Source organism: Microbacterium commune, from assembly GCF_014836945.1.
Taxonomy (GTDB): domain Bacteria; phylum Actinomycetota; class Actinomycetes; order Actinomycetales; family Microbacteriaceae; genus Microbacterium; species Microbacterium commune.
Genome location: NZ_JACSPX010000001.1, coordinates 1,302,371 through 1,315,574, shown reverse-complemented (window position 1 = coordinate 1,315,574; position 13,204 = coordinate 1,302,371). Strand labels below are relative to the sequence as shown.

The window sequence follows — 13,204 nt, the reverse complement described above, 5'->3', positions numbered from 1 at the left end:
GGACGGCCTTCCGTACGGCGAGCGGTCTTACTTGACGGCTGCCTTCAGCTTCGAGCCAGCGGTGACCTTGACGCGCTTGCCGGCCGGGATCTTGATCTCGGCGCCGGTCTGCGGGTTGCGGCCGGTGCGGGCGGCGGTGTCGACCTGCTCGAACGCGATCCAGCCCGGGATCGAGACCTTGCTGCCCTTGGCAACGGCGTCCGAGACGGTGGTGAACAGCGAGTCGAGCACGCGCGAGACGGTGGCCTGGCTCTCGCCGGTGGCGGAAGCGATGCTCGCGACGAGCTCGGTCTTGGTGATGGACTTGTCAGCCATGTCACTCCTCCAGCGACGAAGGTCCGTCGCATCGTGTTGATTTCGAGGGAGAGCCCCCGTCGGTCGTTCGACCGCCTTGAATGTACCAACCGCGGGATGTGATTCCGCGTCATTTCGCGGGTTTTGGCCGGATTTCCCGGCGAGTTGCGTCACTTTGGCCACTTCGGTCACAGATTCGACCGGTTGACGGATCGGGGGGAATGCAAAAGGGGCGAGGATCCGAAGATCCTCGCCCCCTGTGCAGCCCTTCGACGAGCTCGGGGAATGCTTACCAGCTCGACTTGGTGATGCCGGGCAGCTCGCCACGGTGAGCCATGTCACGGAAGCGGACACGCGAGATGCCGAACTTCGTGAGCACGCCACGGGGGCGGCCGTCGATGGCGTCGCGCGAACGCACGCGGCTCGGCGACGCGTTGCGCGGAAGCTTCTGCAGGCCGACGCGTGCGGCCTCGCGGGCCTCGTCGGTGGCGTTCGGGTCGACCAGGGTCTTCTTCAGCTCGGCGCGACGCTCGGCGTAGCGCTCGACGATGACCTTGCGCTGCTCGTTGCGAGCGATCTTGCTCTTCTTCGCCATGATTAACGCTCCTCGCGGAATTCGACGTGCTTGCGAACGACCGGGTCGTACTTCTTCAGCACGAGGCGGTCCGGGGTGTTGCGGCGGTTCTTCTTGGTCACGTACGTGTAACCGGTGCCCGCCGTCGAGCGCAGCTTGATGATCGGACGGATGTCCTGAGCCTTCTTGGCCATTAGAGCTTCACACCCTTCGCCTTGAGGTCCGCGACGACCTTCTCGATACCGCGAGCGTCGATCACCTTGATGCCCTTGGCGGACACGTTCAGGGTGACCTTACGACCGAGCGACGGCACGTAGTAGGTCTTCTTCTGCACGTTCGGGTCGAAGCGGCGCTTCGTCCGGCGGTGCGAGTGCGAGATGTTGTGACCGAAGCCGGGAACAGCACCGGTCACCTGGCACACTGCTGCCATGTTGTGACTCCTTCATTACCGTGAGGCCGGACGGCCCCACCCAAGATCCCTTGTCTGCATCCCACCCGCAGGCACAGCACAAGGCCGGGAGAGAGGTGTGGGATACGAACTGCGCACAGGAGTGTGCACAGACAAGGAGTCAGTCTAGCACGGCGTCGTCGTTCAGCCGTGCCGCACCGGATTCCGATATCAGAGTGGTGCGAACATTCTCGAATCGTGCTACTCTACCCGCGTAGATCACTGGGGACCGAGGGGTCCCGGAACCGTTCTGAGGGGCACGGTTCCGGGGCCCCTTCCCTTTGTTGACACCTGTTGACGGCGGATGGAAGACTGCGGCACATGGCGTTCACCATGGGGCTCGTCGGCGCGGGCCAGTTCGCAGGTCAGTTCGCCACCCTCTTCCATCATCATCCGGGCATCTCGGCCGTGCATGTCACGGACGTCGTCCGCTCTCGGGCGACCGAGCTGGTGACCTCCGCCGGCCTCGCCGGGACGTTCGACAGCTTCGACGAGATGATCGCGTCGCCTGCGATCGACTCGATCGCGATCTTCACGCAGCGCTGGACCCACGGTCCGCTCGTCGTCAAGGCGCTGCGCGCCGGCAAGCACGTGTACTCCGCCGTGCCCATGGCGATCACCGTCGACGAGATCGGCGCCATCATCGACGCCGTCCGCGACACGGGCCTCACCTACATGATGGGCGAGACGAGCTTCTACAACCCCGCCACGGTCTACGCGAGGCAGAAGCTCGCCGCCGGCGAGTTCGGCCGCCTGTTCTACGGCGAGGGCGACTACATCCACGACATGGACCTCGGCTTCTACGAGGCGTACCAGTACTCGGGTGGCGCGGAGTGGAAGAGCACCGCCAGCTACCCGCCGCTGCTGTACCCGACGCACTCGATCGGCGGCGTGCTCGGCGCCTGGCCCACCCATGCCGTCGCCGTGTCGGCGATCGGCGTGACCGACGAGCGCGGCGACGGGGTGTTCGAGCGTCAGCTCAGCCAGTTCGACAACGACTTCTCCAACGCCACCGCCCTGTTCGAGGTCGCGGGCGGGGGCTCGATGCGGATCAACGAGTTCCGCCGGGTGGGCTATCCCACCCACCTGCGCGAGTCGCGCTTCCGCTGGTTCGGCACGGAGGGCTCGTTCGAGCAGCTCGCCGGCACCACGGTGTGGCAGACCCGCCAGGGCGTGGAGGACATCTCGCACCTCGTCGACACCGACCCCTCGGCATCCGTCGACGACCCCGCCCTGTCGGGGATCGCACCGGCGCTGCGTGACGCGTTCGTCTCGGGGTACGCGGCGATCCACGAGCAGGAGCGCACCCGCATCCCCGCCGAGCTGCAGAAGCTGCCCAACGGTCACGAGGGCAGCCACCACTTCCTCGTCGACGATTTCGTGCGCGCCGTGACCGATCAGACGCTGCCGCCGGTGAACGCCTGGCAGGCGGCTCGGTTCACGCTGCCCGGCGTTATGGCGCACGAGTCGGCGCGTCGAGGCGGCGAGCGGCTTATGATTCCCGATATGGGACAACCGAATGCACGCTGACCGTCGACCGCGGTCGGTGACCCGGGCCGACGTCGCCCGTTATGCCGGCGTGAGCACCGCCGTCGTCAGCTATGTGCTCAACGACGGGCCGAAGGCGGTCGCCCCGCTCACCCGGGAACGGGTGCTCGACGCGGTGCGCGTGCTCGGCTACCGCCCGAACGCGGCCGCACGGGCGCTGTCGATGGGCTCGGCCGACATGTTCGGCCTGCTCGTCCACGACAACCGCAGCCCGTTCTTCGCCGAGCTCTGCCACGCCCTCGATCAGGCCAGCGCCGACAACGGCCGCTCGCTGCTGATCGTGAACTCCGACCGCGAGCAGGTGGCGACCTCCGAGCAGATCCGCGACCTCGTCTCACGCCAGATCGGGGGTCTGATCATCGCCGACGTGCTGACCGCGCGCGAGCAGTCGCTGGTCGAGGCCCTCGGCATCCCCGCGGTGGTGATCGGACAGTTCGGCGAGACGGACGGTCTGCACAGCGTCGGCGTCGACTTCGCGGTGGGCGCGCGCGGCGCGACGGAGCACCTCATCTCCCACGGCTACCGGGACATCGGATTCGCGGGAAGCGCGGCCAGGTACGACGAACGCGAGCGAGGCTGGCGCGATGCCCTGAGCGCGGCCGGGCTGCCCCTCGGGCCGCTCGTGCATGTGCCGTTCACCCACCAGGGCGGCTACGACGCGGCGATGCAGCTGATGCGGGCGCCCCGCCGGCCTCGGGCGGTACTGGCAGCGTCCGACCAGATCGCGATCGGCATGCTCGCCGCGTTCGGCCAGCACGGTCTGCGAGTGCCGGACGACATCGCCATCGCGTCGTTCGACGGCACCGTGGCGGCCGAGTTCGTGTGGCCTCGCCTGACGACGGCGGTACAGCCGCTGGAGCAGATGGCGCACGCCACCGTGCGGATTCTGCTCGCGTCCGGCGACGACCGCCGCCACCACGAGTTCGCCACCGAGCTGCGGGTGCGCGAGTCGTGCGGATGCACGGTCGCCTGACGCGACGTTCGCCCGCGTGCACCTGACCGCGCTGGCGCGGCGACTCGACCGGGCTGACCCGGGGACTCGACCGGGCTGACCCGGGCGCTCGGGCATCCCGGGATTCAGCGTCCCTCCGCCGCCTCCCGGGCGCCGCGCCCCCACCGGAAGGGCGACACCGTCGGGTCGCCGGTGATCCAGAACCGCCAGGGGAACGCCATGGTGCCCGCGACACCCGCGACACCCACGCGCGGTCCGGCGGAGACGTCGGCCACGGGCGCACCCCAGGTCAGCCGTGCAACCGCGCCGTTGTGCTCTTCGCCCGAGACGATGTCGATGCCGTCGTGCAGCGGGTGGCGCAGACCGAGAGCCTGCCCCAGCCGGCCGGGCCCGCGGGCGAGGTCGCGCCGCGCGATGCGCGAGAGCGGGCCCCTGACGCCGCGACGGTGCGCCGCGGCATCCACTCCCTCCACCATCTCGCCGGCGCGCAGCAGCACTCCCCCGGCCGTCCCCTCGGGTCCGCAGACGACGTTGATGCAGGAATGGATGCCGTGGCTGAGGTACACGTACAGGTGCCCCGGCTCGCCCCACATCGTGGCGTTGCGCGCGGTCGGGCCCATCCTCGCGTGGGATCCGGGGTCGGCCACGTCACCGGTGCCACGGCCGTGATAGGCCTCGACCTCGGTGATGCGCAGGGCGGTGGCGACGCCGTCGACGATCGTGCGCAGCTCGGCGCCGAGCAGACGGGGTGCCACGTCGATCGGCAGCGCGAGCAGGTCCTGACGGTCGAGCGTCATGGCAGCGGAGCCGTGCGGCACCACGAGATGTCGAAGCCGCTCAGGGTCGGCAGCTCGCGGTCGCCGAGCAGGTCGATGAGACGGGTGTGCACCGTGACGGGCAGCGGCAGCAGCAGGTCGTCGTACTCGTTGTTCGCGAGATCGGGGGCGATGGTGACGGCGGCGTACTGGCCGCTGGGCGAGACGCAGGTCTGCAGGATCGAGTCCTCGCCGCTCACCTCGGCCACCATGGTCGCCGCGCCCTCCTCGTCGACGCGCACGACGGCCTGGCCGGTCGGCATGCCCAGCTCGTCGCGCTGCACGATGTGTCGCAGGGTGCCGCCGGGGAACGCCTCGATGCCCACCGCGTCGCCGTAGTCGGGGTCGGAGGCCGGCAGGGGCTGCTCGGTGCCGTCGGTGAGGTCGAGCACGACGAAGCTGCCGTCTGCGCGCTCGATGAGCGCGGTGTACGTGCCGCGGTTGACCCCGAGGATGCTCGCCGCGACGCCCATCGGCTGCGCGCCCGCGTCGCCGGTGGGATCCTCGACCGTCAGGGAGCCGTCGAAGTCGATGAACAGCAGCGCTGACGAGTCGGGCACGAAACGCCACTCGGCGACGTTCGCCTCCTCGCCGTCGATCTGCACGATGCGCGGCTCGTCCGCGCCGCTGAGCGCCTGGGTCACGAGCACGCTGGCGCGACCGGTCGCCTCGGTGAGCTCGCGGTCCGAGTAGCTGTAGCCGACCAGACCCCCACGATCGGAGACCTGCACCGACGAGACGTACCCCTCGCCCGGCAGCGGCAGCTCGCGCTGCTCGGACCCGTCGCGGTTCATCACGAGCAGACGCGAGCCGTCGTCCTCCTCGACGGCCACGACGATGACGTCGGTCGTGGCACGGAAGTCGCTGATGCGGGGATGCTCGAAGACGGGGGCCGCCTTCTCGCCGCTCAGGTCGGAGAGGAAGATCTTGTCGGCGCCGTCGGCCGAGCGCTGCAGCAGCATGATGCTCGACGCGGGCGTGCGGAAGCTCGTCTCGAGGTCGGCTTCGGTGCCTCCGCCCGCGGCGGTGACGCCGGCCACGGCGACCCGGTAGGTCGTGTCGTCGTGCAGCGGGACGGTGAACCGGATGCCGACGCTGCGCCCGCCCGCGTCGACCGTGAACGGCACGGCGGGCTCGACCGTGACCTGGTCGGGGTCGATCGCATCGAGACTCTGGTTGGCGGTGAGGATGAGCCTGCTGCCGGATGCCTCGATCGCCTGTGCCGGATCGACCTGCACCTGGCTCAGACGCGGCCCCTGCACGAGGCTGACGACGGCGAGCACCCCGGCGACCACCGTCAGGATGCCGAGGACAGACAGCAGCGCGAGCGTGAAGCGCCGGTCGCGCGGGGCCGCGGGCGTCTCCGGAGGCGGCGATCCATCCGCGGCCGGCCGGTCAGGGGCGACGGGGCCCTCCGCGGGCGGCGCCGATCCGGGGGCCGACACGCCAGATGTCGGACGAATCCCCGCGATCGGTCCGACATCTGGAGTGTCGGCCCCCGTTTCGTCACGCGCGGGACGGGGGGTGGGGGCCGGTTCGTCGCGGGCGGGACGGGGGGTGGGGGCCGGTTCGTCGCGGGCGGGACGGGGGGTGGGGGCCGGTTCGTCGCGGCTGGACGGGGGTGGGGGGATGCCTCGGGCGGGGCCGCCGGTTCGTCACGGTTGTCCGCGGCACGCAGTGCGCGCAGCTGCGCGCGGGTGAGCGGCTGCTCGCCGGTGCCACCGGCATCCGGACCGTCAGTACTCATACGGGTCCTTCGGCTCGTCGATCCTCTTCACGGTCGCCGACTCGATGCTCAGCGTGCCGTCGTCGCCGGCACGGACGGTGCCGGTCACCTCGACCCACTGCCCGGTCTCGTAGTCGCCGTCGAGCCCTCCGCCGCTCACGGGCACGGATGCCGGCTGCGCGTCGATCACGCAGTGCGAGATCACCATGCGGGTGAGGTTGACGTCGCCGTCTTCGGCGGGGGTGACGAATCCGGTGAGCGTGACCGCCGCACCGTCGTACTTCTCGGGTCGGGTGGAGTTGGCGAACGCGATCGACCAGTCGCCGACCCCGAAGCTGGTGGTGTCGGCGACGCCGAGTGCGACATCGTCGGCGCCGGCGAACAGCGTCGGCGTCTCGCCGGCGCGCGACAGCGCGAGCTGGGCCGAGAGCGATGCGGGCGGCAGCACCAGGCCCGCGAGCACGACAGCGGAGGCGATCACTCCCCCGGTCACCACGGCGATCGTCTGCATCCGCCGTCGACGCCGGGTCCCGGCATCCGGGGCCGCGTGGTCGTGGTCGTGCTCACCCTCCGCGCCGAGCGGGAGGGTGCACGACCAGACGGCCAGGATGAGCGTGACCGCGGCCGCCGCGGCCGCGAACCACACCGTCTCGGGGCTGCTGTACAGGGTGAGGCGCCCCGTCACGGCGAGCACCAGCGTGACCACCGAGATGACGACGGCGAGGCCGACACCCAGCCAGCGGGTGACGACAGCGCGCCAGAGCTCGCGTCGCGCGTTCTCGGTCTCAGCCAAGGACGTTCACCCCGATCCCGATCACGCAGGCCGACAGCACGACGACCCCGACGACGGCGGCCAGCACGCGGGCGGTGAAGGTGGTGCGCAGCAGCGCGAGCATCTTCACGTCGACCAGCGGCCCGACGATGAGGAAGGCGATGATCGCACCCGACGAGAAGGTCGAGGCGAACGACAGGGCGAAGAAGGCGTCGACGTTCGAGCAGATCGCGACGGTCATCGCGAGCGCGACCATGGCGAGGATCGACAGCACGGGATTCGAGCCGATCGCCAGCAGCACGTCACGCGGGACGAGCACCTGCACGGCTCCGGCGAGCGCCGAACCGATCACGAGGGCGGGCATCACGGCGCGCAGCTCGATGAGGAACTGCACGAGGCTGCGGCGGGCGGGGCTGCCGGGCTCGTGCGCGACGTGCGCACAGGTGTCGACGAACCGCTCGGTGAGCAGGGCCTGCTGATCGCGGCGGAGGCTGAAGAGCCACCCGATGAGGTTCGCGATGACGAAGCCGCCGACCAGACGCGCGACGAGGATGCCGCCGTCCCAGCCGAACGCGGCGTGGGTGGTGAGGATCACGATGGGGTTCACGATGGGCGCCGCGATGAGGAAGGTCATCGCCTCGGCCGGGGCGAGTCCGCGCATCATCAGCCCGCGAGCGAACGGCACGTTTCCGCACTCGCAGACGGGGATGAACATGCCCAGCAGCGACAGCACGCCGCGTCGCGCCCACGCATTGCGCGGCAGCCAGCGCTGCACGGCATCCGAGGGCAGCCACACCTGCACGACGATCGACAGCACGACGCCGAGGATCACCCACGGCAGCGCCTCGATCAGCACACTGAGGGCGAGGGTCAGGCCATCCTGAGCACGGGCGGGCAGGGCGTCGGCGAAGAGCGTGGGCGCGAACAGGTCGATGAGCACGAGCACCGCGACGATGCCGGCACCCGCTGCGATCGCCTGCCCGGTCGGCACCCGGCGAGGCGGGTGCCGGTGCGCGTGCGGCACGGGCGGCGATGCCGTGGATGTCACTGCGCGGCCCCGGACGCGGCATCCTGCCGGTTGGCGCAGGTGGCGCAGAGGCCGAAGATGTCGACGACGTGCTCGGCGTCGCGGAAGCCGTGCAGGGATGCCGTGCGCTGAGCCCACTGCTCGACATCCTTCGCCTCGATCTCGACGGTCAGCCCGCACGACCGGCAGATGAGGTGGTGGTGGTGCCCCTCCGTCGAGCAGGCGCGGTACAGCGCCTCACCCTCGGGGCTCTGCAGCGAGTCCGCCTCGCCCGAGGCGGCGAGCCCGGCGAGGGCCCGGTACACGGTGGCGAGTCCGATGCCGGTGTTCGCCTGACGCAGCTCGGCGTGCAGCGACTGCGCGCTCACGAAGCCGCGCGCGTCGGCGAGCGCATCGCGCACGCGTTCGCGCTGCCAGGTGTTCCGCTGAGCCATGCCTCGAGTCTAGGCCGGGCGCCTGTGCGGGCGGTCAGCGCTGATCACGGTCAGCGACCGACCGGCCGCACCCGCGACCGCACCCGCTGCGTGATCCAGCAGCCCGCATAGATCAGGAACGAGATGGTGGTGATGTACGGGCTCACCGGGAGGGTTCCGGCGAGCGCCAGCAGGATGCCTCCGACCGCGGCCGTGAACCCGAAGAGCGATGCCAGCAGCGGCACCGCGACCGGGCCGCTCGACAGGCGCATCGCCGCCGCCGCCGGGGTCACCAGCAGCGCCATCACCAGCAGCGCGCCGATGATGTGCACGCTGACCGCGACGATCAGCCCCAGCAGCACCATGAAGGTGAGACTCACCGCGCGCACCGGCACACCGCGCGCTGCCGCGGATTCGGCGTCGAGCGAGTCGAAGCGCAGCGGATGCCACATCAGCAGCAGTCCGACCAGAACGACCGCGGAGATGCCGATCAGCCAGCCGAGATCGGGGCTCGACACCGACACGATCTGGCCGGTCAGCAGCCCGAATCGGTTGGCCGTGCGCCCGTCGACCAGGGAGAGGAACAGGATGCCGAGGCCCAGCCCGAACGGCATCAGCACGCCCACGATCGAGTTGCGGTCCCGCGCCTTCGCGCCCAGCACGCCGATGAGGATCGCGGCGACCAGTGCGCCGCTGAGCGAACCGACGACCACGCTGCCGCCGAACAGCAGCGCGGCCGCGGCCCCGGCGAACGACAGCTCGCTCACACCGTGCACGGCGAAGGCGAGGTCGCGCTGCATGACGAAGACGCCGATCAGCCCGCCGACGACGCCGAGCACGGCGCCCGCGATGAGTGAGTTCGACAGCAGCGCCAGCAGCTCGCCGTAGTCCTGGAACGAGAACACATCGCCCCAGTCGAGCATCGGCCTCATGCGTGGGCTCCCCGGTGTGCGGCGGCGCCGTCGTCGTCGTGCTCGTGCGCGTGCGTGCCCTCGGCATCCGGCGCTCCGACGACCACCAGCCGGTCTCCGGCGCGCAGCACGAACACGGCCGTGCCGTACAGGTCGGTGAGCACGCGGCTCTGCAGCACCTCGTCGGGGGTGCCGAGCACGAAGCGTCCGCCGGCGATGTACAGGATGCGGTCGACGAGCCCGAGGATCGGATTGACGTCGTGGGTGACGAACAGCACGCCGGCGCCCTGCCGGCGCTGACGGTCGATGATTCCGGTGATGCCGCGCTGATTGGCGAGATCGAGGCCGGAGAGGGGTTCGTCGCAGAGCAGCAGCATGGGGTCGTCGGCGAGAGACTGACCGACGCGCAGGCGCTGCTGCTCACCACCCGAGAGCAGTCCGACCGGACGCTCGGCGTAGTGCGCGGCGCCGACCCCCTCGAGCAGCGCGTCGACGCGGGCGCGATCGCCGCGGTGCGGGATCGGCAGCCCGAAGCGGGTGCCGTTCACGCCGAGGGCGACGAGGTCTCGCGCGCGCATGCTCGTGTCGAGCGGCAGCGGGCGCTGCTGGGGCACGTAGCCGATCCGGCGGTCACCGCGTCGGGCGGGCTGCCCTCCGACCCGGACGGTGCCGGCCGAGAGCGGCTGCAGGCCCAGGATGCTGCGCAGCAGCGTCGTCTTGCCCGACCCGGACGGTCCGAGCACGGCGAGGAACTCCCCCGGCGCGACGTCGAGGTCGAGTCCCGACCACAGCTCGCGGCCGGAGCGGTGCAGCGCGGCACCGCGGATCTCGAGCACGCTGGCTGGGGCGCCGCTCATCCGTCGAGTGCGGCGGCGAGGTCGGAGATCGCGGAGCGCATCCACTCAGCGTACGACTGGTCGGCGTCCAGCAGCTCGTGGAACGTGATCACCGGGATGCCGGCGTCCTCGGCGGCGGCTTCGATGCGGCTCGTCTCCGCCCCTCCGGTCTGCGCGTTGGCGAGCACGGCGCGCACGGCACCGTCTTCGACGAGCGACAGCGACTCGAGCAGGATCGCGGGGGCGACCTCGTTGCCCTCCTCCACCGCCGAGGCGAAGCCCTCCGGGGCGACGTCGTCGAGGCCGGCCGCCGCGGCCAGCGCCCCGGGCAGCGGTTCGGTGATGAACACCGGCGTGCCCTCGAGCGTCGTGTGCAGGGCGTCGAGCTCGCCCTCGATCCCTTCGAGTTCACCGGCCAGCTGCTCGGCCGCCGCGGCGTACTGCGCCTTGCCCGCCGGGTCGATCTCGGCGAGGTCGGCGGCGATCTGCTCGGCGACGTGCGAGACGGTGTGCACGTCGAACCAGACGTGCTCGTTGAATCCGTCGATGTGCGCGTGGCCCTCGTGCTCGTCGGCATGCTCGTCATCGTGCTCGTCGGCATGCTCGTCGTCGGCGACGACGGCATCCGGGTAGTCGTGCGAGAACTCCGCGGCCGTGATGACGACGGCATCCGAGCCGGCGATCAGTTCGTCCATGAACGCGTCGTATCCGCCGCCGTTCTCGATGACGAGGTCGGCCTTCTGCACCGCGAGACGATCGCGGGCGGTCGCCTCGTATCCGTGCGGATCCTTCGCCGCGGAGTCGATCAGACTGGTCACCTCGACCCGATCTCCGCCGATCTCCGCCGCGAGCTGACCGTAGACGTTGGTCGAGGCGACGATCTGCAGCGCGCCGCCGTCCGCATCCGCATCGCCGGCGGTGGCCGTGCATCCGGTCAGGGCGAGAGCGGATGCGGTGGCCAGAGCGAGGGGGAACAGACGCGACTTCATGATCGCCAGTCTAAATGTTAATGAGAACCATTCTCAACTCGACGTCGATCCCCGGCTCGATGGTCAGCGAAGAGCGGGTCGGCGAGGTCAGAAACGTACGCGAACACGACGATTCGCGTACGTTTCCGACCACTCACGCCCGTGGCAGAGGGATCAGGCCTTGAGCCAGGCGGTCGCCTCTCCGGGCAGGGCGCGGGCGCGAAGCGGCTGACTGGTGAGCACCAGGGCATCCGCGTCGGCGCCGAGGTCGAACGGCTCGGTGCCGAAGTTCGTCACCACCTGCCAGCCGTTCGGGCGCGAGAAGCGCAGCACGTCCGCGCGTCCCGTGTCGTGCCACTCGAGCCGCTCCTCCGTCTGCAGTCGACGGCGCAGGGCCAGGGCCGCGCGGTAGAGCGAGAGGGTGGATGCCGGATCCGCGGCCTCGACATCCACCGCGTACTCGGCGAACCACGACGGCTGCGGCAGGTGCGCGCCGTCGGAGCCGAAGCCGAACGACGAGCCCTCGGCGGTCCAGGGCAGGGGAACGCGGCATCCGTCGCGGCCGAGGCCGTCGAACTCCGCGCCGCGGAAGAAGGCGGGGTCCTGGCGCTGCGCTGACGCGATGTCGGCCACCTCGTGCAGGCCCAGCTCCTCGCCCTGGTAGAGGTAGGTGCTGCCGGGAAGCCCGAGCAGCAGCATCGTGGCCGCCTCGGCGCGCCGACGTCCCTGTTCGCGGTCGAGTTGATCCTCGGGACCGCCGGCGGCCACCCACTCCGTGCCCTGCTTGACGCGCCGTCCGTTCAGCGGTGCGAGCCCGTAGCGGGTCGCGTGCCGGGTGACATCGTGGTTCGAGAGCACCCACGTCGTCGACGAGCCGGTCAGCTCGCTCTGCGCGAGGTTGACGGTGATGAGGCTGCGGAACTGCTCCGCGTCGAAGTCGGCCTCCAGCAGGTCGAAGTTGAACGCCTGTCCGAGCCCTTCCGCCGAGGCGTAGCGGGCCCGTCGCTCGGGCGTCTGCACCCACGCCTCCGCGACGGCGGTGCGCGGCGGATCGTACTCGTTGAACACGCGGCGCCATTCGGCGTAGACCTCGTGCACGTCGTCGCGGTCGGTGATCGGATGCTGTCCGGTGGTGCTGTCGATGGCCTCCAGCTCGGCACGGCTGGGCAGCGGCTCGGTCAGATCCTTCGTGAGCATGTGGGCGACGTCGATGCGGAAGCCGTCGACGCCGCGGTCCGACCAGAACCGCAGGGTCTTCACGAAGTCGGCGCGCACCTCGGGGTGCGACCAGTTCAGATCGGGCTGCTCGACGGCGAAGTGGTGGAAGTACCACTGGCCGTCTTCCACGCGCTCCCACGCGCCGCCCCCGAACACCGACACCCAGTCGGTGGGCGGCTCGCTGCCGTCCGGACCGGTGCCCTCGCGGAAGATGTACCGCTCCCTGGCAGCAGAGCCCCGTCCCGCGGCCAGCGCCTCCTGGAACCATTCGTGCAGGTTCGACGAGTGGTTCGGGACGATGTCGACGATGACGTGGATGCCGCGCTCGTGCAGCGCCTGCACCATCCGGTCGAACTCCTCGAGCGTGCCGATGCGGGGGTCGACGTCGCGGTAGTCGGCCACGTCGTAGCCGCCGTCGGCGAGCGCGGACGGGTAGAAGGGGCTGAGCCAGACGGCATCGATCCCCAGCTCGGCCAGGTAGTCGACGCGGGAGAGGATGCCGGCGATGTCGCCGATGCCGTCGCCGTTCGCGTCAGCGAAGCTGCGCGGGTAGATCTGATAGACGGCGGCCTGGCGCCACCAGCTGGTGGGGTCGGTGGCGTTCTGCTCGGCGAGGGACGGGTCGGTCATGAAGCTCCTTGTCTGGCGGGTGGTCTGGTGGATGGATGGGCCTGGAGGGTCGTCGGGTCGGCCTGGAGGGTT

16 protein-coding genes are annotated in these 13,204 nt (G+C 70.4%); 2 read left to right on the top strand and 14 right to left on the bottom strand.

The window, feature by feature from the left end:
* Nucleotides 1-27 precede the first annotated feature (27 nt).
* The 5 genes from H9633_RS06095 to H9633_RS13290 all read right to left on the bottom strand — a co-directional run bounded on the left by H9633_RS06095 (nt 28) and on the right by H9633_RS13290 (nt 1,639).
* Nucleotides 28-315: an HU family DNA-binding protein gene (locus tag H9633_RS06095; protein ID WP_071645077.1), complete on the bottom strand. Its 288-nt coding sequence runs from the start codon at nt 313-315 to the stop codon at nt 28-30.
* 268 nt (nt 316-583) lie between these two features.
* A complete protein-coding gene (gene rpsN, locus H9633_RS06090; RefSeq protein WP_071645078.1) occupies nt 584-889 on the bottom strand; it encodes a 30S ribosomal protein S14 in 306 nt (101 codons plus the stop codon).
* A gap of 2 nt (nt 890-891) precedes the next feature.
* A complete protein-coding gene (rpmG, locus tag H9633_RS06085; protein WP_045250846.1) occupies nt 892-1,062 on the bottom strand; it encodes a 50S ribosomal protein L33 in 171 nt (56 codons plus the stop codon).
* The gene (gene rpmB / locus H9633_RS06080; protein WP_071645079.1) at nt 1,062-1,298 is read right to left on the bottom strand and encodes a 50S ribosomal protein L28; all 237 of its coding nucleotides are present in this window, start codon (nt 1,296-1,298) and stop codon (nt 1,062-1,064) included. Before rpmB ends, rpmG begins: the two co-directional genes overlap by 1 nt.
* Before the next feature lie 224 nt (nt 1,299-1,522).
* The gene (locus H9633_RS13290) at nt 1,523-1,639 is read right to left on the bottom strand and encodes a hypothetical protein (RefSeq protein WP_396654510.1); all 117 of its coding nucleotides are present in this window, start codon (nt 1,637-1,639) and stop codon (nt 1,523-1,525) included.
* Between H9633_RS13290 and H9633_RS06070 the strand changes: the two genes are divergently transcribed.
* Together H9633_RS06070 and H9633_RS06065 are read left to right on the top strand one after the other, a co-directional pair.
* Nucleotides 1,638-2,846: a Gfo/Idh/MocA family protein gene (locus tag H9633_RS06070; protein WP_191712455.1), complete on the top strand. Its 1,209-nt coding sequence runs from the start codon at nt 1,638-1,640 to the stop codon at nt 2,844-2,846. The two genes, H9633_RS13290 and H9633_RS06070, sit on opposite strands and share 2 nt — an antisense overlap.
* Entirely contained in the window at nt 2,836-3,837 is a 1,002-nt protein-coding gene (locus H9633_RS06065; RefSeq protein ID WP_071645081.1) for a LacI family DNA-binding transcriptional regulator, read from the top strand. Before H9633_RS06070 ends, H9633_RS06065 begins: the two co-directional genes overlap by 11 nt.
* A gap of 104 nt (nt 3,838-3,941) precedes the next feature.
* Here H9633_RS06065 and H9633_RS06060 read toward each other — a convergent pair whose 3' ends face one another.
* From H9633_RS06060 to H9633_RS06020, 9 genes are all read right to left on the bottom strand, one after another.
* The gene (locus H9633_RS06060; RefSeq protein WP_071645083.1) at nt 3,942-4,613 is read right to left on the bottom strand and encodes a DNA-3-methyladenine glycosylase; all 672 of its coding nucleotides are present in this window, start codon (nt 4,611-4,613) and stop codon (nt 3,942-3,944) included.
* Nucleotides 4,610-6,076 (bottom strand): FecR family protein, encoded by a 1,467-nt coding sequence (locus tag H9633_RS06055; protein ID WP_083428856.1) that lies wholly within the window; start codon nt 6,074-6,076, stop codon nt 4,610-4,612. The genes H9633_RS06060 and H9633_RS06055 overlap by 4 nt, the downstream gene beginning before the upstream one ends.
* A 291-nt stretch (nt 6,077-6,367) precedes the next feature.
* Nucleotides 6,368-7,150 (bottom strand): TIGR03943 family putative permease subunit, encoded by a 783-nt coding sequence (locus H9633_RS06050; protein ID WP_191712454.1) that lies wholly within the window; start codon nt 7,148-7,150, stop codon nt 6,368-6,370.
* Nucleotides 7,143-8,120, bottom strand: a complete 978-nt coding sequence (locus tag H9633_RS06045) for a permease (RefSeq protein ID WP_191712453.1) — start codon at nt 8,118-8,120, stop codon at nt 7,143-7,145. The genes H9633_RS06050 and H9633_RS06045 overlap by 8 nt, the downstream gene beginning before the upstream one ends.
* Before the next feature lie 53 nt (nt 8,121-8,173).
* On the bottom strand, nt 8,174-8,590 hold the full coding sequence (locus tag H9633_RS06040; protein WP_071640591.1) for a Fur family transcriptional regulator: 417 nt from the start codon (nt 8,588-8,590) through the stop codon (nt 8,174-8,176).
* Nucleotides 8,591-8,640: 50 nt separating this feature from the next.
* A complete protein-coding gene (locus H9633_RS06035; RefSeq protein WP_071640593.1) occupies nt 8,641-9,501 on the bottom strand; it encodes a metal ABC transporter permease in 861 nt (286 codons plus the stop codon).
* A complete protein-coding gene (locus tag H9633_RS06030; RefSeq protein WP_191712452.1) occupies nt 9,498-10,337 on the bottom strand; it encodes a metal ABC transporter ATP-binding protein in 840 nt (279 codons plus the stop codon). The genes H9633_RS06035 and H9633_RS06030 overlap by 4 nt, the downstream gene beginning before the upstream one ends.
* The gene (locus H9633_RS06025) at nt 10,334-11,305 is read right to left on the bottom strand and encodes a metal ABC transporter solute-binding protein, Zn/Mn family (RefSeq protein WP_191712451.1); all 972 of its coding nucleotides are present in this window, start codon (nt 11,303-11,305) and stop codon (nt 10,334-10,336) included. The genes H9633_RS06030 and H9633_RS06025 overlap by 4 nt, the downstream gene beginning before the upstream one ends.
* Before the next feature lie 153 nt (nt 11,306-11,458).
* On the bottom strand, nt 11,459-13,132 hold the full coding sequence (locus tag H9633_RS06020) for a glycoside hydrolase family 13 protein (RefSeq protein WP_191712450.1): 1,674 nt from the start codon (nt 13,130-13,132) through the stop codon (nt 11,459-11,461).
* Nucleotides 13,133-13,204: the final 72 nt, after the last annotated feature.

Coding starts and splice junctions, on each gene's coding strand:
- H9633_RS06095 (WP_071645077.1), bottom strand. CDS start 315: ATGGCTGACAAGTCCATCACCAAGACCGAGCTCGTCGCGAGCATCGCT.
- rpsN (WP_071645078.1), bottom strand. CDS start 889: ATGGCGAAGAAGAGCAAGATCGCTCGCAACGAGCAGCGCAAGGTCATC.
- rpmG (WP_045250846.1), bottom strand. CDS start 1,062: ATGGCCAAGAAGGCTCAGGACATCCGTCCGATCATCAAGCTGCGCTCG.
- rpmB (WP_071645079.1), bottom strand. CDS start 1,298: ATGGCAGCAGTGTGCCAGGTGACCGGTGCTGTTCCCGGCTTCGGTCAC.
- H9633_RS06070 (WP_191712455.1), top strand. CDS start 1,638: ATGGCGTTCACCATGGGGCTCGTCGGCGCGGGCCAGTTCGCAGGTCAG.
- H9633_RS13290 (WP_396654510.1), bottom strand. CDS start 1,639: ATGTGCCGCAGTCTTCCATCCGCCGTCAACAGGTGTCAACAAAGGGAA.
- H9633_RS06065 (WP_071645081.1), top strand. CDS start 2,836: ATGCACGCTGACCGTCGACCGCGGTCGGTGACCCGGGCCGACGTCGCC.
- H9633_RS06060 (WP_071645083.1), bottom strand. CDS start 4,613: ATGACGCTCGACCGTCAGGACCTGCTCGCGCTGCCGATCGACGTGGCA.
- H9633_RS06040 (WP_071640591.1), bottom strand. CDS start 8,590: ATGGCTCAGCGGAACACCTGGCAGCGCGAACGCGTGCGCGATGCGCTC.
- H9633_RS06035 (WP_071640593.1), bottom strand. CDS start 9,501: ATGAGGCCGATGCTCGACTGGGGCGATGTGTTCTCGTTCCAGGACTAC.
- H9633_RS06030 (WP_191712452.1), bottom strand. CDS start 10,337: ATGAGCGGCGCCCCAGCCAGCGTGCTCGAGATCCGCGGTGCCGCGCTG.
- H9633_RS06025 (WP_191712451.1), bottom strand. CDS start 11,305: ATGAAGTCGCGTCTGTTCCCCCTCGCTCTGGCCACCGCATCCGCTCTC.
- H9633_RS06020 (WP_191712450.1), bottom strand. CDS start 13,132: ATGACCGACCCGTCCCTCGCCGAGCAGAACGCCACCGACCCCACCAGC.